General features: G+C 72.3%; 24 protein-coding genes and 1 riboswitch. Of the genes, 17 read left to right on the top strand and 7 right to left on the bottom strand.

All coding sequences use genetic code 11. The features are described 5' to 3' along the window. Positions 1 to 198: 198 nt before the first annotated feature. Positions 199 to 2064: a hypothetical protein gene (locus ACF09K_RS23420; protein WP_392246348.1), complete on the bottom strand. Its 1866-nt coding sequence runs from the start codon at positions 2062 to 2064 to the stop codon at positions 199 to 201. A gap of 134 nt (positions 2065 to 2198) precedes the next feature. Further along, positions 2199 to 2408, bottom strand: a complete 210-nt coding sequence (locus ACF09K_RS23415) for a hypothetical protein (protein ID WP_392246346.1) — start codon at positions 2406 to 2408, stop codon at positions 2199 to 2201. Positions 2409 to 2537: 129 nt separating this feature from the next. Here ACF09K_RS23415 and ACF09K_RS23410 point away from each other — a divergent pair, with 129 nt between their 5' ends. Next, the gene (locus ACF09K_RS23410; protein WP_392246344.1) at positions 2538 to 3512 is read left to right on the top strand and encodes a carbohydrate kinase family protein; all 975 of its coding nucleotides are present in this window, start codon (positions 2538 to 2540) and stop codon (positions 3510 to 3512) included. 99 nt (positions 3513 to 3611) lie between these two features. On the opposite strand, the gene ACF09K_RS23405 is transcribed toward ACF09K_RS23410, so the two are convergent. Next, positions 3612 to 4988, bottom strand: a complete 1377-nt coding sequence (locus ACF09K_RS23405; RefSeq protein WP_392246343.1) for a cysteine desulfurase/sulfurtransferase TusA family protein — start codon at positions 4986 to 4988, stop codon at positions 3612 to 3614. Positions 4989 to 5281: 293 nt separating this feature from the next. Here ACF09K_RS23405 and coxB point away from each other — a divergent pair, with 293 nt between their 5' ends. The 4 genes from coxB (at position 5282) to ACF09K_RS23385 (ending at position 9756) form a co-directional block, all read left to right on the top strand. Next, complete coding sequence (gene coxB, locus ACF09K_RS23400; protein ID WP_392246342.1) at positions 5282 to 6241, top strand: cytochrome c oxidase subunit II; 960 nt, start codon at positions 5282 to 5284, stop codon at positions 6239 to 6241. After that, on the top strand, positions 6238 to 7974 hold the full coding sequence (gene ctaD, locus ACF09K_RS23395) for a cytochrome c oxidase subunit I (RefSeq protein WP_392246340.1): 1737 nt from the start codon (positions 6238 to 6240) through the stop codon (positions 7972 to 7974). The genes coxB and ctaD overlap by 4 nt, the downstream gene beginning before the upstream one ends. Continuing rightward, entirely contained in the window at positions 7971 to 8369 is a 399-nt protein-coding gene (locus ACF09K_RS23390) for a cytochrome c oxidase subunit 4 (protein WP_392246338.1), read from the top strand. The genes ctaD and ACF09K_RS23390 overlap by 4 nt, the downstream gene beginning before the upstream one ends. 130 nt (positions 8370 to 8499) lie before the next feature. Beyond that, the gene (locus ACF09K_RS23385) at positions 8500 to 9756 is read left to right on the top strand and encodes an Ig-like domain-containing protein (protein WP_392246337.1); all 1257 of its coding nucleotides are present in this window, start codon (positions 8500 to 8502) and stop codon (positions 9754 to 9756) included. Positions 9757 to 9818: 62 nt separating this feature from the next. Here the strand turns inward: ACF09K_RS23385 and ACF09K_RS23380 are convergent, their stop codons facing one another. Next, positions 9819 to 10241, bottom strand: coding sequence for a hypothetical protein (locus ACF09K_RS23380; RefSeq protein WP_392246335.1), 423 nt, complete (start codon positions 10239 to 10241; stop codon positions 9819 to 9821). Between the two features lie 179 nt (positions 10242 to 10420). Here ACF09K_RS23380 and ACF09K_RS23375 point away from each other — a divergent pair, with 179 nt between their 5' ends. The 6 genes from ACF09K_RS23375 to ACF09K_RS23350 all read left to right on the top strand — a co-directional run bounded on the left by ACF09K_RS23375 (position 10421) and on the right by ACF09K_RS23350 (position 17556). Further along, entirely contained in the window at positions 10421 to 11041 is a 621-nt protein-coding gene (locus tag ACF09K_RS23375; protein WP_366062195.1) for a heme-copper oxidase subunit III, read from the top strand. Between the two features lie 65 nt (positions 11042 to 11106). Further along, complete coding sequence (locus ACF09K_RS23370) at positions 11107 to 11919, top strand: c-type cytochrome (protein WP_392246334.1); 813 nt, start codon at positions 11107 to 11109, stop codon at positions 11917 to 11919. Beyond that, positions 11916 to 12974, top strand: a complete 1059-nt coding sequence (locus ACF09K_RS23365; protein ID WP_382781821.1) for a Rieske 2Fe-2S domain-containing protein — start codon at positions 11916 to 11918, stop codon at positions 12972 to 12974. Before ACF09K_RS23370 ends, ACF09K_RS23365 begins: the two co-directional genes overlap by 4 nt. Further along, positions 12971 to 14593 (top strand): cytochrome bc complex cytochrome b subunit, encoded by a 1623-nt coding sequence (locus ACF09K_RS23360; RefSeq protein WP_392246332.1) that lies wholly within the window; start codon positions 12971 to 12973, stop codon positions 14591 to 14593. Before ACF09K_RS23365 ends, ACF09K_RS23360 begins: the two co-directional genes overlap by 4 nt. 139 nt (positions 14594 to 14732) lie before the next feature. After that, entirely contained in the window at positions 14733 to 15797 is a 1065-nt protein-coding gene (gene trpD / locus ACF09K_RS23355) for an anthranilate phosphoribosyltransferase (RefSeq protein WP_392246331.1), read from the top strand. 118 nt (positions 15798 to 15915) lie between these two features. Next, positions 15916 to 16032: riboswitch (SAM riboswitch) on the top strand. Positions 16033 to 16194: 162 nt separating this feature from the next. Beyond that, positions 16195 to 17556, top strand: a complete 1362-nt coding sequence (locus tag ACF09K_RS23350; RefSeq protein WP_392246329.1) for an aminotransferase class V-fold PLP-dependent enzyme — start codon at positions 16195 to 16197, stop codon at positions 17554 to 17556. A gap of 37 nt (positions 17557 to 17593) precedes the next feature. Here the strand turns inward: ACF09K_RS23350 and ACF09K_RS23345 are convergent, their stop codons facing one another. Next, entirely contained in the window at positions 17594 to 17875 is a 282-nt protein-coding gene (locus ACF09K_RS23345; RefSeq protein WP_363087174.1) for an Lrp/AsnC ligand binding domain-containing protein, read from the bottom strand. Continuing rightward, the gene (locus ACF09K_RS23340; protein ID WP_392246327.1) at positions 17872 to 18606 is read right to left on the bottom strand and encodes a rhomboid family intramembrane serine protease; all 735 of its coding nucleotides are present in this window, start codon (positions 18604 to 18606) and stop codon (positions 17872 to 17874) included. The genes ACF09K_RS23345 and ACF09K_RS23340 overlap by 4 nt, the downstream gene beginning before the upstream one ends. 171 nt (positions 18607 to 18777) lie before the next feature. On the opposite strand from ACF09K_RS23340, the gene ACF09K_RS23335 reads away from it, so the two are divergent. From ACF09K_RS23335 to ACF09K_RS23315, 5 genes are all read left to right on the top strand, one after another. After that, positions 18778 to 19017, top strand: coding sequence for a hypothetical protein (locus ACF09K_RS23335; RefSeq protein WP_392246326.1), 240 nt, complete (start codon positions 18778 to 18780; stop codon positions 19015 to 19017). Between the two features lie 69 nt (positions 19018 to 19086). Beyond that, positions 19087 to 20430 carry an NYN domain-containing protein gene (locus ACF09K_RS23330; protein WP_392246324.1) on the top strand — a complete coding sequence of 448 codons (1344 nt, stop codon included), beginning with the start codon at positions 19087 to 19089 and terminating at the stop codon, positions 20428 to 20430. A gap of 220 nt (positions 20431 to 20650) precedes the next feature. Next, a complete protein-coding gene (locus tag ACF09K_RS23325) occupies positions 20651 to 21685 on the top strand; it encodes an NlpC/P60 family protein (RefSeq protein ID WP_392246322.1) in 1035 nt (344 codons plus the stop codon). Between the two features lie 225 nt (positions 21686 to 21910). Further along, the gene (locus tag ACF09K_RS23320) at positions 21911 to 22954 is read left to right on the top strand and encodes an NlpC/P60 family protein (RefSeq protein ID WP_392246320.1); all 1044 of its coding nucleotides are present in this window, start codon (positions 21911 to 21913) and stop codon (positions 22952 to 22954) included. A gap of 63 nt (positions 22955 to 23017) precedes the next feature. Next, entirely contained in the window at positions 23018 to 24211 is a 1194-nt protein-coding gene (locus ACF09K_RS23315) for a hypothetical protein (protein ID WP_392246319.1), read from the top strand. A gap of 62 nt (positions 24212 to 24273) precedes the next feature. Here ACF09K_RS23315 and ACF09K_RS23310 read toward each other — a convergent pair whose 3' ends face one another. Beyond that, on the bottom strand, positions 24274 to 25500 hold the full coding sequence (locus tag ACF09K_RS23310; RefSeq protein WP_392246318.1) for a glycosyltransferase 87 family protein: 1227 nt from the start codon (positions 25498 to 25500) through the stop codon (positions 24274 to 24276). A gap of 134 nt (positions 25501 to 25634) precedes the next feature. On the opposite strand from ACF09K_RS23310, the gene ACF09K_RS23305 reads away from it, so the two are divergent. Beyond that, entirely contained in the window at positions 25635 to 26777 is a 1143-nt protein-coding gene (locus ACF09K_RS23305; RefSeq protein WP_392246316.1) for a glycosyltransferase family 4 protein, read from the top strand. Positions 26778 to 26833: the final 56 nt, after the last annotated feature.

Below are 26833 nucleotides of genomic sequence, written 5' to 3'. Positions count from 1 at the left end.
TGGGGGTTTACTCTACCCACCCCCCCCGCGGGGGGGGCGGGGGGGGGGGGGCGCGCGCGGGGGGGGCGCCCCCCGCGGGGGGGGGGGGGGGGGGGGCCCCCCCGGGGGGGGGGCCCCCCCCCTTCCGCGTGTCCGGTTCCGCGTGTCCGGTTCCGCGTGTCCGGTTCCGCGTGTCCGGCACGGTCCGCCGGAGACGCCTCAGCGCGGCAGCCGCGCTCCCGGCTTCTCCAGGGGGACCTGCTTGCCGTCCGAGCCGACGACCGTCCGGTCGCCCAGCGGCTCGTCGAGCCGCACGGTGCGGTGGAAGAACTTGGCGATCTTGATGCAGATGGTGTCCGGCCACGGCGTCTCGGTCACGGTGACCTTCACCCGGTCCCCGCTCTCCACCGCCGTCACCCGGTAGTCGGAGCACACCCCGCCCGTGAAGGCGACGACCAGTTCGTCGCCCTCGGCCGTGTAACCGTCGACCTTCACGTCACGGGTCCCGGTGTCCGGGGTCGGCGCCCCGGACGGCGTGGCGGCCGGGGGCGCGCTCAGGAACCGCGGCTCGACCGCCGGGTGCGTCACCGTGTAGGCGCCCCCCGCCCCGGCCCCGCGCACCGAGAACAGCCAGGAGGGCACCAGCACCTGCCGGCCGCCCGAGGCGTGCGGGGCGAGCCCGAACACCGCCTCCTCGACCGTGAGCGTCTCCTTGTGGGACACGCCCGACGACGTCCCGCACGCGCCCTGCGGCTGTTCCTCCGCCGGCACGGGCGTGGCGCAGCCGCCGATGCCCGCACGGGGGTCGGCCCCCGGCGCCGCGTTCATCCGGTCCAGCGTCTCCCGCGCCCCCAGCACGGGGTACGTCGCCCCCTCGGCCGGCGCCTTCACCTTGCCGCTGCCGGCGACGATCCCGCCCTGGGCGCTCACGGTGACGCCGGTCGTCCAGCCGTAGGTCGGCAGGCCGTCGATCTCGGGGTCGGCGTTCACGACCCGCTGCGCGCCCATGACCTGGCTCGCGTCGATCTCGGCGGTGCCCTGCCCGACCGCCTTCAGGACCGGCGCCGCCGCCTTCCTCGCGGCCGCCTCGCCCACCGGGTCCGCGGACGAGGCGGTGGCGTCCGGTGCGCAGACGTCGGAGCCGCTCTTGCAGGAGTCCGTGCCGGGGACGTACCGGCTGAACGTCCACGCGCCCGGCGCGTCCCTCTCCACCCGGAGCACCGGGCCGGACCCGTCCTTCGCGGAACCGACCCGCCACGTCCGGCCCTCGGCCACCGCAGTGCCCTCGACCCCCAGCGCGTCCGCCAGTCGGGCCACCTCGGCCCGCGCGACCTCGCCCTTCGCCCAGTACACGGAGGCCGAGCCGGGGCCCGCCGGGAGGGTGCCGTCGGCCCGGTAGACCACCCCGTACGGGTTCGGCTCGCCGGGCGCGATGCCCTGCGGGCTCCCCGGGTCCGACGCCGGGGCGTGGTCGTCCAGCACGAGCGCCGGGGGAGTGCCGTCCGCCGCGGGCACCCGTCCGCCGCCGGCGCCGTCTCCCGCGCGGGAGGCGAGATAGGCCCCGCCCCCGCCGACGAGCAGCACGGCGGCGGCGACGGAGGCGACGAGGGCGACGGAGCGCCGGCGGCCGCCCGCGGCGGCACCGCCGTGCCGCTCGTCGGCGTGCCGCTCGGCGCCGGGGGAACGGGCCACGACACCGTCCTCGGCCTCGTCCCGCGGGCCGGGAGCCGCGGGATCGGCGGGAGGTGCCGGGGTGGCGGGAGCGCCGTCGTCGGCCACCGGACCGGCCGCGGGCTCCTCCGCGTCGGTCGCGCCGGACGTGCCGGGACTCCCCGCCTCCCGGGCCGGGCCCGGGGCTTCGGCGGACGTCCCGGGCTCGGCCCTGGACACGCTCTCCCCGGCCCCGGCCCCGGTCCCGCCGTCCTCCTCGGCCTTCCCGCTCTCCCCGCTCTCCGTGTTCTCCGTGTTCTCCTCGGACGAGGTCTCCTCCGCACGCGCCTCCCGCGGCGTACCCCGGTCCTGCGGGGTGCGCCCGTCCTCCGGCCCGCGCGCGGCGTCGTCGTTGTCGGGTCGCTCGGTGTTCACCGCATCGCTCCTTCGGCTGCGCCGCTGTCGTGTCCCACATCCCCTTCACGGGGACAGCGATGGGACGCAGCGGGGGCGCGCGCGGTTCCCCCGCTCGCGCCCCGGCCGGAAGAAGGACCCGCGGGAGCCCCGCGCTAGTTGCCGTACTCCGGCATCGCCTCCAGCAGCCGGGCCGAGGCCGCGGGGACGGTGACGCCGTGGAGCAGGGACAGCGGCACCGGGCGGGACGCGTGCTTCTCCGGGGCGCTCCAGTGCGGGGCCATCCGGGCGCAGTCGCCCCGCAGCGACGCCAGGTCGCCTTCGAGGTCGGCCGGAGCGGGCGCGTGGACCTTGAGGTTCGTCATAACGGCACCGTACGCACCGTCGGGGCCGCGAAGAAAGATCTACTATCGGGTAGTTTCGTCCGCTTCAGCGGTCACGGTCGACCGGGTAGCGTGAACTGTCAATCCCCCTCCTACAGGAGAGTCCACGCCGTGCGCATCGCAGTCACCGGCTCCATCGCAACCGACCACCTCATGACGTTCCCCGGCCGCTTCGCCGACCAGCTCGTCGCGGACCAGCTCCACACGGTCTCGCTCTCCTTCCTGGTCGACAAGCTGGACGTGCGCCGCGGCGGGGTGGGCGCGAACATCGCCTTCGGCATGGGGCAGCTCGGCACGAAGCCCGTCCTGGTCGGCGCCGCCGGCTCCGACTTCGACGAGTACCGGGCCTGGCTGGACCGGCACGGCGTCGACACCGCCTCGGTCCGCATCTCCGAGACCCTGCACACCGCCCGCTTCGTGTGCACCACGGACTCCGACCACAACCAGATCGGCTCCTTCTACACGGGCGCGATGAGCGAGGCCCGCCTCATCGAACTGAAGACCGTCGCCGACCGCGTCGGCGGCCTCGACCTGGTCCTGATCGGCGCCGACGACCCCGAGGCGATGCTGCGCCACACCGAGGAGTGCCGCTCCCGGGACATCCCCTTCGCCGCCGACTTCTCCCAGCAGATCGCCCGCATGGGCGGCGAGGAGATCCGCATCCTGCTGGACGGGGCGACGTACCTCTTCTCCAACGAGTACGAGAAGGGCCTCATCGAGTCCAAGACCGGCTGGAGCGACGAGGAGATCCTCGGCAAGGTCGGCCACCGCGTCACCACCCTCGGCGCGCGCGGCGTGCGCGTCGAGCGGGCCGGCGAGGAGCCGATCGAGGTCGGCTGCCCGCAGGAGGAGCGCAAGGCCGACCCCACCGGCGTCGGCGACGCCCTCCGCGCCGGCTTCCTCTCCGGCCTGGCGTGGAACGTCTCCCTGGAGCGCGCCGCCCAGATCGGCTGCATGCTCGCCACCCTCGTCATCGAGACCGTCGGCACCCAGGAGTACCGGCTCCGCCGCGCCCACTTCATGGACCGCTTCGCGAAGGCGTACGGCGACGAGGCCGCCGCCGAGGTCCAGAAGCACCTGAGCTGACCCGGAGTCCGCGGACCCGGCCCGCGCGAGGTCGGCCCGGACCCGGCCCGTACAGGGTCGGCCTGGCCCCGGCTCGTCCGGAACCCGCGCGGACCCGGTTCAGACGAGCCGGCGGACCAGATGGGCGGAGCCCCGGTCCGCCGGCTCCTCGCCGACGTACTCCTGCCCCCGCATCTGGCACCAGGCGGGAATGTCGAGCCGGGCCGCCTCGTCGTCGGCCAGGACCCGCACGGTGCCGCCGACCGGCACGTCGGCGATGACCTTCGCCAGCTCGATCACGGGGAGCGGGCAGAGCTTGCCGAGGGCGTCGAGGACCAGCTCGTCCCCCCTCGCGGCGGCCGCCGGCGCGGGCCCCCCGAGCTTGTCCCGCACCCCCGCCACCACGCCCGGCAGCACGGCGAGGAACCGCTCCACGTCCTCCCCGGACGTCCCCGGCGGCAGCGACACCCGCACGTTGCCCTCGCTCAGCACCCCCATCGCCCTGAGCACGTGACTCGGCGTGAGCGTGCTGCTCGTGCAGGACGAACCGGAGGAGACGGAGAACCCCTCCCGGTCCAGCTCGTGCAGCAGGGCCTCCCCGTCGACGTAGAGACAGGAGAAGGTGACGATCCCGGGCAGCCGCCGCTCCGCGTCACCCACCACCTCCACGTCCGGCACGACCCGCGCCACCCGGGCCCGGATCCGCCCGGTCAGCTCCCGCAGCCGCGCCGCCTCGGCCGCCGCCTCCGTCCGCACCGCCCGCAGCGACGCCACCGCGGCCACGATCGCCGGGATGTTCTCGAACCCGGCCGCGCGCCCCGACTCCCGCTCGTCGGCGGGCCCTTGAGGAGCGAACCGCACCCCCTTGCGCACCACCAGCAGCCCCACCCCCGACGGCCCGCCCCACTTGTGCGCGCTCGCCGCCAGCAGCGACCAGGGCCCCGCCACCGGCCCCCACCCGAGCGACTGGGCCGCGTCGACGAACAACGGCACCCCCGCCTCCCGGCACGCCTCGGCCACCTCCGCCACCGGCTGCTCGGTCCCCACCTCGTGGTTGGCCGACTGCAGACAGGCGAGCGCGGTGCCGGGCCGCAGTGCCCCGGCGTACGACGCGGCGGTCACCGCGCCGGACCGCAGCACCGGCACCCGGGTCACCGTCCCGCCGGCCGACTCGAAGGCCTCGGCCGAATGGAGCACGGAGGAATGTTCGACCGCTGACACGATCAGGTGGCGTCCGGCGCGTCGCCGGCCCGCCAGCGCGCCCGCGACACCGCTGTGCACGGCACGCGTCCCGGACGGGGTGAACACCACCTCGTCGGGCCGGCACCCCACCGCCTCCGCCGCCGCCTCGCGGGAGGCGTCCAGCAGCAGCCGGGCTCGGCGGCCCTCCCGGTAGAGCCGGGCGGGATCGGCCCAGCCCTCGTCGAGCGAGGCCAACAGGGCCTGACGGGCCACGGGATGGAGCGGGGCGGCGGAGGCGGCGTCGAAGTAGGGCACACGGCAACGGTAGGACGCGGGGGAGCGGCACGGCGGACCGGGGAACGGCGCGAGCGGTCACAAACCCGCACGCACGCGTCCAACAGAGCGCATCCCCGAGCGATTAGGGGCCCTCTCCCACCCCGGGGCATGACCCCCGGCGCGTTGCCCACCCCTCCCCGCGCGACCCCAAAACGCGTCCAGTAGGGTTTGGTCCGCATAAACATCCAAACCCCTGCCCGACGCAGGGCGGCGACCTACCAGCGAGAAGGCCGCAGCCGACCGCGCGGGCGAGACTCTCGGGAAGGCGCTACGTGAGTCCCAACGGCTCCGACCGCTCGCCGCGGCGCCCGATGCGGCGGAAGCTGCTGCAGGCACTGACCGCGGGCCTGGTCCTTGCGACCGCAACCGGTTGCACATACGAGGACTTCCCCCGCCTTGGTATGCCCACCCCGACCACGGAAGAGGCTCCGCGGATCCTCTCCCTGTGGCAGGGCTCATGGGCTGCCGCGCTGGCCACCGGCGTGCTGGTGTGGGGCCTGATCCTGTGGAGTGCTTTCTTCCACCGGCGCAGCCGCACCAAGGTCGAGGTACCTCCGCAGACCCGGTACAACATGCCCATCGAGGCCCTGTACACGGTGGTCCCGATCATCATCGTCTCGGTCCTCTTCTACTTCACCGCCCGCGACGAATCGAAGCTGCTCAGCCTCGACAAGAAGCCCGACGTCACGGTCAACGTGGTCGGCTTCCAGTGGAGCTGGTGCTTCAACTACATCGAAGGCGTCGACGGTTCCACCGGTGACGCGAAGTCCGACAAGAACCTGGCCGCGATCCCGGACCGGTACAAGAAGGACTTCCCGGCCGACGCGGGCGGTGTCTACACCTGCGGCACCCCCGGTGAGCGGAACCCGCAGACCGACAACCCCGGTCCGACCCTCTGGCTCCCCGAGGGCAAGACGGTCCGCTTCGTCCTCACCTCGCGTGACGTCATCCACTCCTTCTGGGTGGTGCCGTTCCTGATGAAGCAGGACGTCATCCCGGGCCACACCAACGCCTTCCAGGTGACCCCCAACAAGCAGGGCACCTTCCTGGGCAAGTGCGCCGAGCTGTGCGGCGTCGACCACTCCCGGATGCTGTTCAACGTGAAGGTCGTCTCCCCCGAGCGCTACGAGCAGCACCTGAAGGACCTCGCCAAGAAGGGGCAGACCGGTTACGTTCCCGCCGGCATCGAGCAGACGAGCCCCGAGAAGAACCGGGAGTCGAACATCCTGTGAGCATCCTCAACGAACCCCAGGGTGCCGCCGCAGCAGGGTCCCACTATGAGGACGAGCTGCCGGTCCGGCGCCAGCGCCGCGGCGAAGTCGCCGTCAAGTGGCTCACCACGACGGACCACAAGACGATCGGCACGCTGTACCTCGTGACGTCGTTCGCGTTCTTCTGCATCGGCGGCGTGATGGCGCTCTTCATGCGCGCCGAGCTGGCCCGTCCGGGCCTGCAGTTCATGTCGAACGAGCAGTTCAACCAGGCGTTCACGATGCACGGCACGATCATGCTGCTGATGTTCGCGACGCCGCTGTTCGCCGGCTTCGCGAACTGGATCATGCCGCTCCAGATCGGCGCCCCCGACGTCGCCTTCCCGCGACTGAACATGTTCGCCTACTGGCTGTACCTGTTCGGCTCGCTGATCGCCGTGGCCGGCTTCCTCACCCCCGCGGGTGCGGCCGACTTCGGCTGGTTCGCCTACTCCCCGCTCTCGGACGCGGTCCGCAGCCCGGGCATCGGCGCCGACATGTGGATCATGGGTCTGGCCTTCTCCGGCTTCGGCACGATCCTCGGCTCGGTCAACTTCATCACCACGATCATCTGCATGCGCGCGCCCGGCATGACCATGTTCCGCATGCCGATCTTCACCTGGAACGTCCTGCTGACCGGTGTCCTGGTCCTGCTGGCCTTCCCGGTCCTCGCGGCCGCGCTGTTCGCCCTGGAGGCGGACCGCAAGTTCGGCGCCCACATCTTCGACGCCTCCAACGGCGGCGCGCTGCTGTGGCAGCACCTCTTCTGGTTCTTCGGCCACCCAGAGGTGTACATCATCGCCCTGCCGTTCTTCGGGATCATCTCCGAAGTGATCCCGGTGTTCTCCCGCAAGCCGATGTTCGGCTACATGGGCCTGATCGCCGCGACCATCTCGATCGCCGGTCTGTCCGTGACGGTGTGGGCGCACCACATGTACGTCACCGGTGGCGTCCTGCTCCCGTTCTTCTCCTTCATGACGTTCCTCATCGCCGTCCCGACGGGCGTGAAGTTCTTCAACTGGATCGGAACGATGTGGAAGGGGTCGCTGAGCTTCGAGACCCCGATGCTGTGGGCGGCCGGCTTCCTGATCACCTTCACCTTCGGTGGTCTGACCGGCGTCATCCTGGCCTCGCCGCCGATGGACTTCCACGTCTCGGACTCGTACTTCGTGGTGGCCCACTTCCACTACGTCGTCTTCGGCACCGTCGTCTTCGCGATGTTCTCCGGTTTCCACTTCTGGTGGCCGAAGTTCACCGGCAAGATGCTCGACGAGCGCCTCGGCAAGATCACCTTCTGGACGCTGTTCGTCGGCTTCCACGGCACGTTCCTGGTCCAGCACTGGCTGGGCGCCGAGGGCATGCCGCGCCGCTACGCGGACTACCTGGCCGCCGACGGCTTCACCGTCCTGAACACGATCTCGACGATCAGCTCGTTCGTGCTCGGCCTGTCCGTCCTGCCGTTCTTCTACAACGTGTGGAAGACCGCCAAGTACGGCAAGCCGGTCCAGGTCGACGACCCGTGGGGCTACGGCCGCTCCCTGGAGTGGGCGACCTCCTGCCCGCCGCCGCGCCACAACTTCCTCACCCTGCCGCGGATCCGCAGCGAATCCCCGGCGTTCGACCTGCACCACCCGGAGATCGCAGCGCTCGAGCAGCTGGAGCACGCCGGTCACGGCGCCGCCGCCGTCGCGGGCAGCAAGGAGGCCGGCAAGTGAAGATCCAGGGCAAGATGTTCATCTGGCTGAGCGTCTTCCTGCTCGTCATGGCGACCGTCTACGGCGTCTGGTCCAAGGAGCCGGCCGGTACGACGGCCCTCTTCCTGGCCTTCGGCCTGTCCATCATGGTCGGCTTCTACCTGGGCTTCACCGCCAAGCGGGTCGACACCGGTGCCCAGGACAACAAGGAGGCGGACGTCGCGGACGACGCCGGCGAGCTGGGCTTCTTCAGCCCGCACAGCTGGCAGCCGCTCTCCCTGGCCATCGGCGGCGCCCTCGCCTTCCTGGGGGTCGCGGTCGGCTGGTGGCTGCTCTACTTCTCCGCCCCGATGATCCTCATCGGCCTGTGGGGCTGGGTCTTCGAGTACTACCGCGGCGAGAACCGCACCCAGTAGCACGCGCCGCGCGCGGCAGAGCCCGGACACTCCGTGAGGAGCGTCCGGGCTCCTGCTTTTGCCCTAACGGGTATCGCCCGTACGTGTCACCCAGCGCGCCGTGGCCGACGCCGCTCCCTAGCGTGAAGCCATGAGCCACGAACCCCGCCCCCGCACCGTCGTCAGCTGCACGCTGCTGGTGATCGCCCTGGTCGCGGGCGCAACCGCCTGCGGCTCGGACGGCAACCCGCTCGCCTCACGGCCGTACGACGCCACGGACCGGATCTCGTTCAACGTCCCCCGCGGCGACGCCGAGAAGGCCGACCCGGACAAGCCCCTGGAGATCAGGGCGGAGGACTCCGGCGAGCGGATCACCGACGTCACCGCCCTGGACGCCGCAGGCCGCTACGTGGCGGGCGAACTCGCCGCCGACGGCCGCCGCTGGCACAGCACCGAACCGCTCGCCGCGGGCGCCCGCTACACGGTCCGGGTGAGCACCGAGGACGAGGACGGCGCCCCCGGTCGCCGGGTCCTCACCTTCGACACCGGCACGCCCACCGCCAAGAAGCGGCTGACCGTCACCTTCGGCCCCGGCACGGGCACCTACGGCGTCGGACGGCCCGTCACCGCCGAACTGAACCGGCCGGTCAAGGACCCCGCCCAGCGGGCCGTCGTGGAACGCTCCCTGAAGGTCGACGCCAAGCCCTCCGTGCAGGGCGGCTGGCACTGGGTGGACGACAGGACGCTGCACTACCGCCCGAAGGAGTACTGGCCCGCCCACGCCACCGTCCGCGTCCGCAGCAACCTCGACGGCATCAAGGTCGGCGACCGGCTCTGGGGCGGGAGGTCGAAGGACATCGCCTTCACCGTCGGCGACCGCGTCATCGCCGTCACCGACGCCTCCGCGCACTCCCTCACGCTCTACCGCAACGGCGAGGAGGTGAAGGAGATCCCCGTCACCACCGGAAAGCCCGGTTTCGAGACCCGCAACGGCGTCAAGGTCGTCCTCGGCAAGGAGTACTTCGTACGCATGCGCGGCACCACCGTCGGCATCGCCGAGGGCTCCTCGGAGTCGTACGACCTGCCCGTGTACTACGCCACCCGCGTCACCTGGAGCGGAGAGTACGTCCACGCCGCCCCCTGGTCCGTCGGCTCCCAGGGCTCCGCCAACGTCAGCCACGGCTGCGTGGGCATGAGCACCGAGAACGCCGAGTGGTTCTTCGACAACGTCCGCGAGGGCGACATCGTCCAGGTCGTCAACAGCGACGGCGACACGATGGAGACCTTCGGCAACGGCTTCGGCGACTGGAACCTGGACTGGAAGAAGTGGCGCGAGGGCAGCGCCCTGACCGCCGACGGCCGGAAGACCCAGGAGGACACCTCCAGGCTCCGGCCGACGGCCGTCTAGGACGCGCCCGACGGGAAGGGCCGGGCGCGCCCCAGGACGCCGCGCGGGGCGCCGCCGTCCTTTCAGGACCCGCCGGCGCCCTCGGGCACGCCCACGAGGCTCCGGCGGCTCAGCAGGGCCGCCAGGGCCGCCGCGAACTCCACGGGCTCCACCGGCAGCGTCACGGCCGCGTCGGCCCGGCTCCAGGTCGCCAGCCACGCGTCCTGCGGCCGCCCGATGAGCAGCAGCACCGGCGGGCAGCGGAACACCTCGTCCTTGATCTGCCGGCACAGCCCCATGCCACCCATGGGCACGGCCTCGCCGTCCAGCACGCACACGTCGATCCCGCCCCGGTCCAGCTCCGTCAGCACGGCGGCGGGCGTCGCGCACTCCAGGAACTCGACCAGGGGCGCGTCCGGGGCCGGCCGCCGGCCGGCGGCCAGCCGCACCTGCTCCCTGGTGTCGGCGTCGTGGCTGTAGACCAGCACCGTGGCGGTCGCCTGCATGGTTCCTCCGCGTCATTGGAGTGGAACTTCGGGGTACCGATGGGGCGGATGCTACTCCCCCGGACACCTCGTCAACACCTGTGGGAACATGCCCGCGATGGGCCATACGGGCAGTCCACGGGGTGCGGACACTCCGAACGGCACCCCCCGGAGTGAGGGCGGGATAAGCGACCGACATAATGTCGGTCGTGGCGACAGCAACGACAGTAGACACCGGGCACGCGCACCCGTCGGTCAATCGGCCGAACCTCACCAGCGTCGGAACCATCATCTGGCTGAGTTCCGAGCTGATGTTCTTCGCGGCCCTCTTCGCGATGTACTTCACCCTGCGATCGGTGACGGGTCCCGATCACTGGAAGGAAATGGCGCACGCGCTGAACCTTCCGTTCTCGGCGACGAACACCACGATCCTGGTGCTCTCCTCGCTCACCTGCCAGCTCGGCGTCTTCGCCGCCGAGCGCGGTGACGTGAAGAAGCTCAGAATGTGGTTCATCGTCACCTTCGTGATGGGTGCGATCTTCATCGGCGGTCAGGTGTACGAGTACACCGAGCTGGTCAAGAAGGACGGGCTCTCGCTCTCCTCCGACCCGTACGGCTCGGCGTTCTACCTGACCACCGGGTTCCACGGCCTGCACGTGACGGGTGGCCTCATCGCCTTCCTGTTCGTCCTCGGCCGCACCTACGCGGCGAAGAGGTTCACCCACGAACAGGCGACCGCGGCCATCGTCGTGTCCTACTACTGGCACTTCGTCGATGTCGTCTGGATCGGCCTCTTCGCCACGATCTACCTGATCAAGTAGCCGGGCCCGATCCCGCACCCGTCCCAGAAGCATCGACGCAGAAGATCCTGACACCGGGGTAATCCGTGAAAAAGCTCTCCGCACGACGACGCCATCCGATGGCGGCGCTCGTCGTCCTACTCCTCGCGCTGGCATGCACCGGGGGGCTGTACGCCGCGTTCGCACCCGCGAGCAAGGCGCAGGCAGACGAAACCGCACAGTCCCTCGCCATCGACGAGGGCAAGAAGCTCTACGCCGTCGGCTGCGCCAGCTGCCACGGCACCGGCGGTCAGGGCACCTCCGACGGTCCGAGCCTGGTCGGCGTGGGCGCCGCGGCAGTCGACTTCCAGGTCGCCACCGGCCGGATGCCGGCCGCGACCTCCCAGGGCGCCCAGGTGCCCAAGAAGAAGAACATCTACACGCAGGCCGAGATCGACCAGCTCGCCGCGTACATCGCCTCGCTCGGCGCCGGCCCGGCCGTCCCCACCGAGGCCCAGTACGGCCCCGAGGGCGCGGACATCGCCAAGGGCGGCGAGCTGTTCCGGACCAACTGCGCCCAGTGCCACAACTTCACCGGCAAGGGCGGCGCCCTGACCCGGGGCAAGTACGCACCTTCGCTGGAGGGCGTGGACCCGAAGCACATCTACGAGGCCATGCAGACCGGCCCGCAGAACATGCCCTCCTTCCCCGACACCACCATGTCGGAGCAGAACAAGAAGGACATCATCGCGTACCTGGACGCGGTCAACAGCTCTGACACGGAGAGCCCCGGCGGCCTCGAGCTGGGCGGCCTCGGGCCGGTCAGCGAGGGCCTCTTCGGCTGGATCTTCGGTCTCGGCGGGCTGATCGCCGTCGCCGTGTGGGTCGCCGCCCGGACCGCAAAGGCCAAGAAGTCATGAGTAGCCAAGACATCCCAGAAGAGAACCTGCCCGCTGAGCAGGACCACGCCCACGGAGCCGTAGGCGTCGCGGACGAGAAGAACCCGTTCGCCGACCCCGGGCTGCCGCCCCACGAGCACCGCGTGCAGGACATCGACGAGCGGGCCGCCAAGCGGTCCGAGCGTGCGGTCGCCTTCCTGTTCACGCTGTCGATGCTGGCCACCGTCGGCTTCATCGCCTCCTACGTGGCGATCCCGCACGACAAGTCGGTCTTCATCTTCCCGCTCGGCCACATCAGCGCGCTGAACTTCGCGCTCGGTCTGACGCTCGGCGCGGCCCTGTTCTGCATCGGCGCGGGCGCGGTCCACTGGGCCCGCACCCTGATGTCCGACGTGGAGATCGCCGACGAGCGGCACGCGATCGAGGCGGCGCCCGAGGTCAAGGCCAAGGTCATGGCCGACTTCCGGGACGGCGCCCGGGAGTCCGCGCTGGGCCGCCGCAAGCTGATCCGCAACACGATGTTCGGCGCGCTGGCCCTCTTCCCGCTCTCCGGCGTCGTCCTGCTGCGCGACCTCGGTCCGCTGCCCGAGGACAAGCTGCGGCACACGCGGTGGTCCAAGGGCAAGCTGCTCGTCAACATGAACACCAACGAGCCGCTGCGTCCCTCGGACGTCGCCGTCGGGTCCCTCACCTTCGCCAAGCCGGAAGGCCTGGAGGAGGAGGACCACGACTTCCAGACCGAGATCGCCAAGGCCGCCCTGATGATCGTCCGCATCCAGCCGGACAACATCAAGGACAAGCGCGAACTCGAGTGGTCGCACGAAGGCATCGTGGCGTACTCGAAGATCTGCACCCACGTGGGCTGCCCGATCTCCCTGTACGAGCAGCAGACGCACCACGTGCTGTGCCCCTGCCACCAGTCCACCTTCGACCTGTCCGACGGTGCCCGAGTGATCTTCGGTCCCGCCGGTCACGCCCTGCCGCAGCTGCGCATCGGCGTGAACGACGAGGGCTACCTCGAGGCGCTCGGCGACTTCGAAGAGCCCGTCGGTCCTGCCTTCTGGGAGCGCGGATGAGCAACAAGGACGACCGCCGCAAGGCACCCGCGGGCGAGCGGGTCGCCGACTGGGCCGACGGCCGCCTGGGGATCTACTCCCTGGCCAAGGCCAACATGCGCAAGATCTTCCCGGACCACTGGTCCTTCATGCTCGGTGAGATCTGCCTCTACAGCTTCATCATCATCATCCTCACGGGTGTGTACCTGACGCTGTTCTTCCACCCGTCGATGAACGAGGTGGAGTACCACGGCAGCTACGTCCCGCTGCAGGGCCAGCTGATGTCCGAGGCCTTCAACTCGACCATGCACATCTCCTTCGACGTGCGCGGTGGTCTGCTCATCCGGCAGATCCACCACTGGGCCGCGGTCATCTTCCTCGCCGGCATGTTCGTGCACATGATGCGCGTCTTCTTCACGGGCGCCTTCCGCAAGCCGCGCGAGATCAACTGGCTGTTCGGCTTCCTGCTGTTCGTCCTGGGCATGTTCACCGGTTTCACCGGCTACTCGCTCCCGGACGACCTGCTCTCCGGCACCGGTGTCCGCTTCACGCAGGGCGCGATCCTGTCCGTGCCGATCGTCGGCACGTACATCTCGATGTTCCTGTTCGGCGGGGAGTTCCCGGGCGGCGACTTCGTCGCGCGGTTCTACTCGATCCACATCCTGCTGCTGCCGGGCATCATGCTCGGACTCGTGGTCGGCCACCTGATCCTGGTCTTCTACCACAAGCACACCCAGTTCGCGGGTCCCGGACGCACCAACAAGAACGTCGTCGGCATGCCGCTGCTGCCGGTCTACATGGCCAAGGCCGGAGGCTTCTTCTTCCTGGTCTTCGGCGCGATCGCGGCCATGGCCGGCATCGCGACCATCAACCCGATCTGGGTGCTGGGCCCCTACCGTCCGGACCAGGTGTCCACCGGCGCCCAGCCCGACTGGTACATGGGCTTCGCCGAGGGCCTGATCCGCGCGATGCCGGGCTGGGAGATCAACTTCTGGGGCCACACGCTGGTCATGGGCGTGTTCGTCCCGCTGGTGCTGTTCGGTCTGTTCCTCGGTGTGATCGCCATGTACCCGTTCATCGAGTCGTGGGTCACCGGCGACAAGCGCGAGCACCACATCCTGGACCGCCCGCGCAACGCCCCGACCCGTACGGCCTTCGGTGTCGCCTGGGTCACCGGCTACCTGATCATGCTGGTCGGCGGTGGCAACGACATCTTCGCCACCCACTTCCACCTGTCGATCAACGCGGTCACCTGGTTCGTCCGGATCGGCTTCTTCGCCGGACCGGTCATCGCCTTCGTGATCACCAAGCGGATCTGCCTCGGCCTCCAGCGCCGCGACAGGGACAAGGTGCTGCACGGTCGTGAGACCGGCACCATCAAGCGCCTGCCGCACGGTGAGTTCATCGAGGTGCACGAGCCGCTCAGCCAGGAGGCGCTCTACACGCTCACCTCGCACGAGCAGTACAAGCCTGCCGAGATCGGCCCGACGGTCGACGAGAACGGCGTCGAGCGCAAGGTGAAGCGCACCGAGAAGGTCCGCGCCAAGCTCAGCAAGGCGTACTACGGCGAGGACAGCCAGATCGCCAAGCCGACCGTCGAGGAGTACAAGGAGATCACGAGCGGCCACGGCCACCACTGATCACTGCGTCGCCACGCACCCCAGAAGGGCCCCGTCCGGTGTACGGACGGGGCCCTTCGCCCTGTCCGCGGCTGGATAGGGTGGAAGCGTCGAGACACGCGTCCCGCGGAGCGGGACCACACTGATCCAGGAGCGACTCATGAGCGCTGTGACCCCCGCCGGAGGCGACACCGCGGCGGACCGTTCCTGGCCCGAGGTGCTGAACGCCCTGCTGTCCGGCCGCGACCAGAGCGCCGACGCCACGGCGTGGGCGATGGACCGGATCATGCGCGGCGAGGCCACCGACGCGCAGATCGCCGGCTTCGTGGTGGCGCTGCGCGCCAAGGGCGAGACCGTCGAGGAGATCAACGGACTCGTCCGCGCGATGTACGAGCACGCGAACGTGATCGAGGTGCCCGGCCCGGCGGTCGACATCGTCGGCACGGGCGGCGACGGCGCGAAGACGGTCAACATCTCCACGATGTCCTCGATCGTCGTCGCCGGCACGGGCGTCAAGGTCGTCAAGCACGGCAACCGGGCCGCGTCCTCGGCCTCCGGCGCCTCGGACGTCCTGGAGAAGCTCGGCGTCCGCCTCGACCTGACCCCGCGGCGGGTTGCCGAGGTCGCCGAGGAGGCCGGCATCACCTTCTGCTTCGCCGTGACGTTCCACCCGGCGCTGCGCCACGCGGGCGCCGCGCGCGGCCAGCTCGGCATCCGCACGGTGTTCAACGTGCTGGGCCCGCTGACCAACCCGGCCAGGGTCCGCGCCCAGGCGGTCGGTGTGGCGGACCCGCGCATGGCGCCGATCGTCGCCGGCGTCTTCGCCGAACGCGGCCACTCCTCGCTGGTGTTCCGCGGCGACGACGGCCTCGACGAGCTGACGACGACCTCCACCTCCCGGGTCTGGGTCGTGCGGGAGGGCCGGGTGACCGAGGAGTCCTTCGACCCGCGCGACGTCGGCCTCGACCTCGTTCCCGTCGAGGCCCTGCGCGGTGCGGACGCCGCCCACAACGCCGAGGTGGCGCGCAGGCTGCTGGACGGCGAGAGAGGGCCGGTCCGCGACGCCGTCCTGCTGAACTCGGCGGCCGCCCTGGTCGCCCTGGAGCCGACCGGGGGACCGCTCGCCGAGCAGCTCCGCGCCGGCATGGCCAGGGCCGCGGAGTCCCTCGACTCGGGGGCGGCGAAGCGGACGCTGGAGCGCTGGGCGGCGGCCACCCACGCCTGAGCCGGGACGGCGGCGGGCGGGGCGCGGTCCGAACCCCTGGTGTCCCGGGACCTCCTGGTGTCTCAGGAAATGGACCGCGCCTTGCGCGCCGGTGATCGTGTGGCAAGATGCCGTACCAGGTCATGAGTGACAGTCATGAGGCCCCGGCCGACTGTCCGGCAACCCTCCGTCCGTGGCGGGGTGCCCCGGGTGAGGACCAGGCCGTGGAGACAGAGCTCCGCGGCAAGCGCGGACCCCTCGTCACGCCAGGGGTCCTGGTCGTCGAGGAGCCTTCCGTGAGCAAGCGAATGCGATAGGGCCGCAGAGCCCCGCCTCCGCATCCCCCTTCACCTTTCCCCGTGCTCGAGCCGTAGCCGCTCGCACGGTGAATTCCCCTGCCTCTCACGGGAGTTGCGCCATGTCCGTCTCCACCGCTGCCACCGCCCCGACCCTTTGCGCCCCTCTGCCCGTTCTGGGCCGGGATGTCACCGTCCCGCTCGTCACCGGCGGCGAGGTCGGCTACGCGGCCCTGGACTACGCCGCCAGCGCGCCCGCCCTCCAGCGCGTCTGGGACGACGTGGCCGCCTACGCCCCCTACTACGGCAGCGTCCACCGCGGCGCCGGGTACCTCTCCCAGCTCTCCACCGACCTCTTCGAGAACGCCCGCCGCACGGTCGCCGGGTTCCTCGACTGCCGGCCCGACGACCAGCTCGTCTTCACGCGCTCGACCACCGACTCCCTCAACCTCCTCGCCGCCGCCCTCCCCGCCGGCTGCCAGGTCTTCGTCTTCGAGACCGAGCACCACGCCGCGCTGCTGCCCTGGAAGGACGCCCGGGTCACCTGCCTCGACGCCCCGCGCACCCCGCTCCAGGCCGTCGCCGCCCTGGAGCGGGCCCTCGCCGACCGGGAACCGCACGGCCCGGCCCTGGTCTGCGTCACCGGCGCCTCCAACGTCACCGGCGAGCTGTGGCCCGTACGGGAACTGGCCGCCGCGGCCCACGCCCACGGCGCCCGGATCGTCCTGGACGCCGCCCAGCTCGCCCCCCACCACCCGGTGTCCGTGCGCGACCTCGACGTCGACTGGGTCGCCTTCTCCGGCCACAAGCTGTACGCCCCCTTCGGCTCCGGCGTGCTGGCCGGCCGCGCCGACTGGCTGCGGGCGGCCGAGCCGTACCTCGCCGGCGGCGGCGCCAGCCGCAGGGTGACCCGGCGCGCGGACGGGGGAGTGGACGTCCAGTGGCACGAGAGCGCCGCCCGGCACGAGGCCGGCTCCCCGAACGTCATCGGGGCCTACGCCATCGCCTCCGCCTGCGAGGCCCTCACCGAAGCGGGCTTCGACTCCCTGGTGGCCCGCGAGCAGTACCTCGTGGAGAAGGTCCGCACCGGCCTCGCGGAGGTCCCCGGGATGAGGATCCTGTCCCTCTTCGGCGACGACGCGCCGCGGGTCGGCGTGATCTCCTTCGTCGTGGACGGCTGGAGCAGCTCCCACCTCGCCGCCGCGCTCTCCGCCGAGCACGGCATCGGCGTCCGCGACGGCCTCTTCTGCGCCCACCCCCTGGTGCGCACCCTCCTCGACGGCGACTCCCGCGACCAGGGCGAGTGCGGCGCCTCCGGGGCGGCCCCCGGCGAGAGGTCCCTCGACGCGATCCGCGTGAGCTTCGGCGCGGGCACCCCCGACGAGCACGTCGACCGCTTCGTGGCGGCGGTACGGGAACTGGTGACCCGGGGCGCGAAGTGGCGCTACCACACGCGGGACGGCCGCTGCGTCCCGGAGGCGTAGCCGCCGCCCCGCCCGCCCCGGGCGGTGTCGCGGCCGGTCAGGAGTCCAGGCCGATGGCGAACGCCGCCTCGAGGTCGTGCTGCGAGTAGGTGCGGAAGGCGACGTGCGTGTCCGTCGCCTCGACGCCCGGGATCTTGCTGATCCGCCCCGGGATCACGTCGGCGAGGTCCTCGTGCTGCCGCACCCGCACCATGGCGATCAGGTCGTAGGTGCCGGTCACGGAGAACACCTCGCTCACGGACTCCAGCGAGGCGATCGACTCCGCGATCTCGGGGATCCGGTCCACGCTGGTCTTGATGAGGACGATCGCGGTGATCACGGCTGGTTCTCTCCCTCGGGGGCCGGGGCTGGGCTGCCGCCCACTCTAGTGGGCCGGGTGAAGCGGACCCACGCGTAGACGAAGCCCAGCCCGAAGCCCACCAGGTGCGCCAGGTACGCCACGCCCGGCCCCGGCCCGGCCCGGCCCGCCGCCACCCACTGCAGCGCGGCCCAGAAGGGCAGCACGACCCAGGCCGGGAAGCGCAGCGGCAGGAAGAAGAGGAACGGCAGGAGACTGGTGACGCGGGCCCGGGGGAACAGGTACAGGAACGCTCCGAGGACCGCCGAGATCGCCCCGGAGGCGCCGACCAGGGACTGCCCGGAGCCGGCGTTGGCGGCGGCGTACCCCAGCAGCGCCAGGGCGCCGCAGCCGAGGTAGAAGAGCGTGAACTCGAGGCGGCCCATCCGGTGCTCGGTCATCGCCCCGAAGACGTAGAGGAAGAGCATGTTGCCCAGCAGGTGCACCCAGCCGCCGTGGACGAACAGGGCCGTGAAGGAGGTGAGGGCGGACCCCGGCGACCCGTCGAACACGTCCGCGGGGATCACGCCCCACCGGCGGAAGTAGGCGCGCTGCGCGAGCGCCGCCGCCTCGCCGGTGCCGTACGCCGGATCGAGGCCCGAGGCCGGGCCGATCACGAAGACCGTGCAGCACAGGGTCATCAGTCCGTACGTCACGGGCGCCACGGGGTGCCGGACGGCCCGGCCCAGGGACCTGCTCCAGTCGCGGATCATGCCTACAGAGCATGACGCAACGGGACGTACCGGACCCTCCCGCCTCGCCGCCGTGGACGGACGGGCGGCGGGGACCCGCCAGGCCGTAGGGTTACGAGCCACATGGTCCGGGGAGCCTTCGGCGCGCCCCGGCCCCCGAAGACCGACACTAGAAGGAAGCGGACAGTCACGATGACGGTTCCCCTGCCGACCGCCGCGACGCGGTGGCGCTGCACCCTCTGCGGCAACCTCACGCGCTTCGACGTGACGCGCTCGTCGAAGGTCGTCGAGTACGTCCACCTCGATCTCGCCGGTGAGGCGAAGGTGGAGGAGCGCGAGGTGGTCAGTGAGACCATCGAGTCGGTGCGGTGCCGTTGGTGCAACGCCGTGGATCAGGTGGAACTGGTGGACCGGCCGGGCGCCGGATCCTGAGGATGGGGCTCCCCCGCCCGGGCGAAGCCGGGGGCGGGAGGGGGTCCGCACGGAATTGGGGTGTGACGGATGGTGGAGACCACGGGCGGGGGGCCGGGCGACGGCGCCGCCGAGGTGCTCGACCGTCCCCTGCCCGACGGAGTGCGGCGCCGGGTCGTGCAGATCGCCTCGGACGGCTTCGGCGGCCTGACCGTCGCCGAACTGCCCGCCCAGTTGCGGCAGTACGCCCGGTTCGCCCCGAACCGGCGGGCCAAGTTCGCGGGCAACGCGATGGCCGCGGCGCTGGAGGGCGATCCGCTGTTCCGGCAGCGCATCGCGGAGAAGCTCAGGGAGGCCCAGCCGGAACTGGCCGGCGCCCTGGACTCCGGTACGCCGCCGCCGGCCGCGGACCCGCTCGACGTGGCCGCCGCGGCCTACGTGCTGCGCCCCGCCGGCTGGGTCAAGCTGGTCACCGCCGCCGGCGAGGAGGCCCTGCGGGCGGACGCCGAGCGGGCCGACGAGGAGAGCCGGGCGGAGCTGGAGCGGCTGCGCGAGCAGCTCGCCGAGGCCCGTGAGCTGACCCGGACCGAGACCGAGCGGCTGCGCGCCGAGCTGGACGCGGCGAAGCGGGAGGCCGAGTCGCTGCACCGCAAGCTGCGGTCGGCCCTCAGCGACGTCAAGCGCGGCGAGGCGGCGCTGCGCAAGCTCCAGGGCGAGATGGAGGCCGTGCGCGGCGAGGGGCAGGCGCAGGTGTCCGCCGCAGAGAGCGAGTCGCGGCGGCTCAAGACGCGGCTCGGCGAGGCGGAGGCCGCGCTGGAGGCCACCCGGCGCGCGGCCCGCGAGGGGCGCAGCGTCGAGGACATGCGGGTACGGCTGCTGCTCGACACCCTGCTGGAATCGGCCCAGGGGCTGCGCCGGGAACTGGCGCTGCCGCCGGTGTCGGTGCGCCCGGCGGAGACCGTCGACGCGGTCGAGCCCGGCCGGATGACCCCGAAGGACATCGCGGCCCGCGCGCTGTCGGAGAACGACCCCGCGATCCTGGACCAGTTGCTGGCGCTGCCGCAGGCGCACCTCGTCGTCGACGGCTACAACGTCACCAAGACCGGTTATCCGCAGATGCCGTTGGAGAAGCAGCGGCTGCGGCTGCTCGGGCAGCTCTCGGCGCTCGCCGCGCAGACCGGCGCCGAGGTCACCTGTGTCTTCGACGGCGCCGAACTGGTCGCGCCGGTGCTGCTGGCGCCGCCGCGCGGGGTGCGGGTGCTGTTCTCCAAGCCGGGGGTCACCGCCGACGAGCTGATCCGCCGGCTGGTGCGGGCCGAACCGTCGGGCCGGCCGGTCATCGTGGCCTCGACGGACCGCGAGGTGGCCGACGGGGTGGCCAGGGCGGGGGCCCGGCCGGTGGCTTCTGCGGTACTCCTGAAGCGACTGACCTGAAGGTCCCGGAGGTCAACGTAAAGGCCCAATGCCCGAATTGGCGCAATCGTCACGCAACGTAGCGTCAATCGCGCGTCACTGCACGTGGATTGAGGGTAAAGAATGCAGTGCGTCACCGACTTTTTCGGCTCCAGGATTTGAAGTGATCACAAGAAGGTCACTAGGGTCTGCCTTCGAACCTCCGCACGAGTGATCACTCACATGAAGGAGCTCGCTCTCCGTGGCGTCCCACCGTCGACCCAAGCAGCCGAGTCGCGCACGCGTGACCTTGCTGACCACCGCGGCCGCCGCCGCTGTTGCCCTCACCTCGCAGGCCGCCAACGCCGCGCCGAGCGAGAAGCCGAGCAAGGACGAGGTCAAGTCCAAGGTCGACAAGCTCTACGAAGAGGCTGAGCAGGCCACCGAGAAGTACAACGGGGCCAAGGAGAAGCAGGAGAAGCTCCAGAAGGAGATCTCCACCATCCAGGACGACGTCGCCCGCGGCCAGGAAGAGCTGAACCAGCTGCGCGAGTCCATAGGCCAGGCGGCGGCGGCCCAGTACCGCTCCGGCAGCATCGACTCCTCGCTCCAGCTGTTCCTGTCCTCCGACCCGGACGACTACCTGGACAAGGCGTCCACCGCCGACCAGCTGAGCGCCCAGCAGGTCGAGTCGCTGAAGAAGATCCAGGACAAGCAGCGCGAGCTGGCCCAGGACCGCGCGGAGGCCTCCGACAAGCTCGAGGACCTCGCCTCCACCCGCACCGAACTGGGCAAGAAGAAGAAGGAAGTCCAGAGCAAGCTCGCCGAGGCGCAGAAGCTCCTCAACACGCTGACGGCCCAGGAGAAGGCCGCGCTGGCCGCCTCCGACGCCCGCGCCAGCCGTGACGCCGGCGAGCGCGTCGACCTCGGCAACACGGGGGCCGCCTCCGGCCGCGCCATGGCCGCCTTCCAGGCCGCCCAGGGCAAGATCGGCTCGCCCTACGTCTACGGTGCCACCGGCCCGTCCTCCTTCGACTGCTCGGGCCTGACCTCCTGGGCCTTCGCCCAGGCCGGCGTCGGCATCCCGCGCACCTCCCAGGCCCAGGCCAACGCCGGCACGCGCATCTACTCCCAGTCCGACCTCAAGGTCGGCGACCTGGTCATCTTCTACGGCGACCAGCACCACGTCGGCTTCTACGCGGGCAACGGCCAGGTGCTGCACGCCCCGCGCACCGGCACCGTCGTGCGCTACGAGTCGATCAACAACATGCCGTACCAGTTCGGCGTCCGGATCTGAGCGTCCTCCCGGCCGCGACACCGGCACGCCCGAACGGGCGAATCACCGCGACGTGAACTGACCCCGCACCCCGCCCATGACCTGCGTCGGAGGCGGGGTGTCACGTTGTGTGGCCGCCGCGGTCTTTGGTGGGCCCCCCGTCGCGCGGCTACTGTCTGCCGCGTTTCCCCGGCACGTGTGCCGGGGGACGGTCCCTGTCCGCCAGAGGAAGGAACGCGGCTTCCCGTGGGGTCCCATCGCCGCCTTGCACCGTCCGGTCGCCGCCTCGCACCGTCCGGGTTCGACCGGGGCGCCCTGTGCGTCCTGTCCGCCGCCGCAGCCGCCCTCGGCGCCGCCGCCACCACCGCACCGGCCACGGCCGCCCCGCACGAGGACACCCGGACCGAGGTGGACCGGCTCTACGAGGCGGCCGAGAAGGCCACCGAGGCCTTCAACGAGGCCGGGGAACGGGCCGGCGTCCTGCGCCGGCAGGTCGGGGACGCCCAGGACCGCGTCGCCCGCAAGCAGGGACGCGTCAACGAGCTGCGCGAGCGGCTCGGCGCGCTGGCCGGCGCCCAGTACCGCTCCGGCGGACTCGACCCCTCGCTGGCCCTGCTGTTCTCCGACGACCCGGACGGCTACCTCGACAGGGCCTCCGTCCTCGACCGCGTCACCGCCCGCCAGGCCGGCGAGCTGAAGGACCTCCGGCACGCCCTGCGCGAACTGGCCCAGGAACGCGCCGAGGCCACCCGCCGGCTCGGCGAGCTGGAGAAGAGCCGCGAGGCCGTCGAGAAGCACAAGCGGACCGTCGAGCGGAAGCTCGCCCGGGCCCGCCGGCTGCTGAACTCCCTGCCGTCCGCCGAGCGCGCCGCCTACGACCGGGCCTCGCGCTCCGGCCGTTCCGGCCTGTCCGGCCCCGAGGACGCCGGCGCCGGCGCCCCCTCGGGGCGCGCGGCCGCCGCCCTGGCCGCCGCCCGCTCCGCACTCGGCAGACCGTACGTCTGGGGCGCCAACGGACCGGCCGGCTTCGACTGCTCGGGCCTGATGCAGTGGTCGTACGCGCAGGCCGGGGTCTCCCTGCCGCGCACCTCGCAGGCCCAGGCGCACGCCGGACGGCGGGTCCCGCTCTCCCAGGCCCGGCCCGGCGACCTCGTCACCTACCGCTCCGACGCCGGCCACGTCGGCATGTACGCGGGCAACGGACAGGTCATCCACGCCCCCCACCCGGGCGCGCCCGTGCGCTACGACCCGGTCGGGATGATGCCGGTGTCGTCGGTGACGAGGCCCTGACCGGGTCGGGCGGCCCACGCCTTCGGGGTTCCGCCCGGGGCGGTCCGCCGTAGGATCGGGCCAATGGCCGGTCACGGGCGGGCGCGCGGATCCGGAGCCGTCGGGCTCGCGGTGCTGCTGCTCGTCCTGCTCGTGGGCTGCGGCGGGCGCCCCGCCACCGACGGCGTCCGGACCGAGGTCCAGCGGGTGCTGGACCGGCGGGCCGCCGCCGTCCTGGCCCACGACGCGGCCGCCTACGCCGCCACCGGGGACCCCGCCGGATACGCCCGGCTGCGGGCCGTACCGCTGGCCGCCTGGTCCTACCGGGTCACCGCCGTGCGGCCCGGCGGGGAGGGGGCCGAGGCCGACGCGGAGCTGAGCTACCGCGTCGAGGGCCACGACCGGGGCCCGGTGACCGTGGCGCGCGCCCTGCGCCTGACCCGCGATGCCGCCGGGCGGTGGAACGTGGCCGCCGAGGAGCCCGCCCGCGGCTCCGGCCGGCAGCTGTGGGACCAGGGCACGGTCACGGTCGTCCGGGGCGCCCACAGCCTCGTCCTCGGGGTCGGCCGCTCCGACGAGCAGCTGCGGACCTTCGCCGACCTGGCCGACCGGGCCGTTCCCGCGGTCTCGCGGGCGTGGGGCACCGACTGGGCCCGGCGGGTCGTCGTCCTCGTGCCGAAGTCGCTCGACGGCATGGCGGCGCTCCTCGGCTCGCCCGCCTCCTCCTACCGCGGGATCGCCGCGGTCACCACGGGGGAGACGGGCGGCGGGGCCGACGCGCCCGCCGACCGGGTCGTCGTCAACCCGGACGCCTTCGGCATGCTCGGCCCGGTCGGCCGGCAGGTGGTGTTCACCCACGAGACCACGCACGTCGCCACCCGGGCCGACACCAACGCGGCGACCCCGCTGTGGCTGTCGGAGGGGTACGCCGACTGGGTCGGCTACCGCGGCACCGGCCGCACCCCGGAGGAGGCCGCGCCCGAGCTGCGGAAGGCCGTCCGCGGGGACGGCCCGCCGGACGGGCTGCCGTCCGACGGCGACTTCGGTTTCGCCGGGGACGCGGCGCGGCTGGCACGGGCGTACGAGGGCGGCTGGACGGCCTGCCGGATGATCGCCGAGCGCTGGGGCGAGCGGGAACTCCACGCCTTCTACCGGGCGGTGGGGGAGCACGGCGAGCGGCCGGGGGCGGTCGAGGAGGCGATGGAGAGCGTGCTGGGGACGACCCTGGAGGACTTCACCGCCCAGTGGCGCCGGTACCTCCACGACGAACTGGGCTGAGCACCGCCGCGCCCCCGCACCGGGAACAGCCGCGCCCCCGCACCCGGAACCGCCGCGTCCCCTCACCGGGAGGGGACCGGCGTGTGCCCGGCGCGGGCGTCCCGGCCGGGCTCGGCGGGCGGGGCGGCGGCCCGCGGCACCGTCGAGCGCCACAGCCGTACGGCCGCGGTGACCGCGGCCGCCACCAGCAGGCCGTTGCGCAGGAACAGCAGGGTGAGCCCGAGGGCGTCGCTCGCGACGACGTGGTCGAACCAGACGGGGAACTCCAGCACCGTCACCGGCGACGCGGCCAGCACCAGGGCGGCCGGCGGCCCCATCCGGCTGCCCGGGAGGCACCGGCAGACGGCGGCCAGACCGATCAGCCACACCAGGTACTGCGGGCTGAGCACGCGGCTGGTGGTGGTGAACAGCAGGACGGCGGTGAAGGCGGCGTCCGCGAGCGTGTGCGGCGCGAACCGCCGCGCCCGCAGCCGCCACAGCAGCAGCCAGCCGAGCGCGGCCGCCGTCAGGCCGAGGGCGGCGTCGCTCACCAGGTCCACGTGCGGACCGAGGAATTCGACCGAGCCGTAGTTCAGCCGCACCTCGCCGCTCCAGCCGAGGTGCCGGGCGACGTGGAACACCAGGGCGCCCAGCGACTCCACCTCGGTGCCGCGACCCCGCTGGGCGGAGAGGAAGGCGAAGGCGCCGGGCGCGGCCCACGCGGACAGGACCGCGAGGGCGCCGACGGTCACGGCCGCCGCCCCCAGGGCCCGCCGCCGCGCCCCGGCCAGCAGCAGCACCGGCCACACCTTGAGCAGGGCCCCCAGAGCGGCCAGCACCCCCATGACCCGGGGATGCCGGACCCCGGCCAGCAGCGCGGCCACCGCGACTGCGGTCACCATCAGGTCGTAGCGGGCGTACACCGTCGGGCCCAGCAGGGGGACGCCCGCCACCCACACCGGGGCGCCGCGCCGGGAGCGGCCGGCGGTCAGCAGGAGCACGAGGACGGCCAGGTCGGCGAGGAGGGCCAGGACGAAGAACGCCGACGCGTAGTCCAGGAAGGGCAGCAGGCCGGGGGAGAGGACCGCGAGGGCGGCCGCGGGCGGGTACTGCCAGGTCACGTCGTCCTGCGGGAAGGACCCGGCGCCCAGCACGTCGTACCAGCCCCGGTAGATCACCGACACGTCGGTGGTGACGTCCGGACCGGGGAAGACGTACACCTTGAACACGCACAGCAGCAGCACGAGCCGGGTCGCGCCCCACAGGACCCACAGGGCCGCCAGGCCGGCCGGGGAGCGCCTGTCGTCCATGAAGCCCACGTGTGCCCCTGTTCGTCCTCTTCGTCGGGGTGTGCGGACCACATGATCTCCCGTCCGGCTGCGCGCGGGCCGTGCGGCACGGCCGGGCGCGGCGGTGAGGGGCGGCTTGGATAGGGTCGGCGGCGATGCACAAGACCCTCATCGTGACCAACGACTTCCCGCCCCGCCCGGGCGGCATCCAGGCGTTCCTGCACAACATGGCGCTGCGCCTGGACCCCGAGCGCGTCGTCGTCCACGCGTCCACCTGGAAGCGGGGCCGCGAGGGCGCCGAGGCGACGGCGGCCTTCGACGCCGAGCAGCCCTTCACCGTCGTGCGGGACTCCACGACCATGCTGCTGCCGACACCCGGCGCGACGCGGCGGGCCGTCGGACTGCTGCGCGAACACGGGTGCACGTCCGTGTGGTTCGGGGCCGCCGCGCCGCTCGGGCTGATGGCCCCCGCGCTCCGGAAGGCCGGCGCCCGGCGGCTGGTGGCCACCACGCACGGCCACGAGGCCGGCTGGGCCCAACTGCCCGTCGCCCGGCACCTGCTGGGGCGCATCGGCGAGGCCACCGACACGATCACCTACCTCGGCGAGTACACGCGCTCGCGGATCGCCACCGCGCTGAGCCCCGAGGCCGTCGCACGGATGGTGCAACTGCCGCCGGGGGTCGACGAGAAGACCTTCCACCCCGGCTCCGGCGGCGACCTGGTGCGCGCCCGCCTCGGGCTCACCGACCGCCCGGTGGTGGTGTGCGTCTCGCGGCTCGTGCCGCGCAAGGGCCAGGACACCCTGATCCGGGCCATGCCCCGGATCCTCGCCGCCGAGCCGGAGGCCGTGCTGCTCGTCGTCGGCGGCGGCCCCTACGAGAAGGACCTGCGCCGCCTGGCCCACGAGAAGGGGGTCGCCGCCTCCGTACGGTTCACCGGATCCGTTCCCTGGTCGGACCTGCCCGCCCACTACGGCGCCGGCGACGTCTTCGCCATGCCGTGCCGCACCCGCCGGGGCGGACTCGACGTCGAGGGCCTCGGCATCGTCTACCTGGAGGCCTCCGCGACCGGCCTGCCCGTCGTCGCCGGCGACTCCGGGGGCGCCCCCGACGCCGTACTGGACGGCGAGACCGGCTGGGTCGTGCGGGGCGCCTCCCCCGAGGACACGGCCGACCGCGTCACCGCGCTGCTGGGCGACCCCGCACTGCGCCGCCGCATGGGCGAGCGGGGCCGCCGGTGGGTCGAGGAGAGGTGGCGCTGGGACCTGCTGGCGGAGAGGCTGAAGGAACTGCTGTAGGAACCCCGTTCGTCACCGTCACCCTCCCGTCGCCCTCCCGTCACCGTCACCGTCGC

This window comes from Streptomyces sp. NPDC014882 (assembly GCF_043081325.1).
Classification (GTDB): domain Bacteria; phylum Actinomycetota; class Actinomycetes; order Streptomycetales; family Streptomycetaceae; genus Streptomyces.
The sequence above is the reverse complement of the archived record's forward strand: the minus strand, read 5'-3'. Positions and strand labels throughout refer to the sequence as shown.

Bases quoted from the DNA above. Each gene is read 5' to 3' on its own strand.
- ACF09K_RS23365 (WP_382781821.1), top strand. From the start codon at position 11,916: ATGAGTAGCCAAGACATCCCAGAAGAGAACCTGCCCGCTGAGCAGGAC.
- ACF09K_RS23315 (WP_392246319.1), top strand. From the start codon at position 23,018: ATGGCCGGTCACGGGCGGGCGCGCGGATCCGGAGCCGTCGGGCTCGCG.
- ACF09K_RS23330 (WP_392246324.1), top strand. From the start codon at position 19,087: ATGGTGGAGACCACGGGCGGGGGGCCGGGCGACGGCGCCGCCGAGGTG.
- trpD (WP_392246331.1), top strand. From the start codon at position 14,733: ATGAGCGCTGTGACCCCCGCCGGAGGCGACACCGCGGCGGACCGTTCC.
- ACF09K_RS23360 (WP_392246332.1), top strand. From the start codon at position 12,971: ATGAGCAACAAGGACGACCGCCGCAAGGCACCCGCGGGCGAGCGGGTC.
- ACF09K_RS23385 (WP_392246337.1), top strand. From the start codon at position 8,500: ATGAGCCACGAACCCCGCCCCCGCACCGTCGTCAGCTGCACGCTGCTG.
- ACF09K_RS23340 (WP_392246327.1), bottom strand. From the start codon at position 18,606: ATGATCCGCGACTGGAGCAGGTCCCTGGGCCGGGCCGTCCGGCACCCC.
- ACF09K_RS23335 (WP_392246326.1), top strand. From the start codon at position 18,778: ATGACGGTTCCCCTGCCGACCGCCGCGACGCGGTGGCGCTGCACCCTC.
- ACF09K_RS23375 (WP_366062195.1), top strand. From the start codon at position 10,421: ATGTCGGTCGTGGCGACAGCAACGACAGTAGACACCGGGCACGCGCAC.
- ACF09K_RS23305 (WP_392246316.1), top strand. From the start codon at position 25,635: ATGCACAAGACCCTCATCGTGACCAACGACTTCCCGCCCCGCCCGGGC.
- ACF09K_RS23310 (WP_392246318.1), bottom strand. From the start codon at position 25,500: ATGGACGACAGGCGCTCCCCGGCCGGCCTGGCGGCCCTGTGGGTCCTG.
- ACF09K_RS23380 (WP_392246335.1), bottom strand. From the start codon at position 10,241: ATGCAGGCGACCGCCACGGTGCTGGTCTACAGCCACGACGCCGACACC.
- ACF09K_RS23415 (WP_392246346.1), bottom strand. From the start codon at position 2,408: ATGACGAACCTCAAGGTCCACGCGCCCGCTCCGGCCGACCTCGAAGGC.
- ACF09K_RS23350 (WP_392246329.1), top strand. From the start codon at position 16,195: ATGTCCGTCTCCACCGCTGCCACCGCCCCGACCCTTTGCGCCCCTCTG.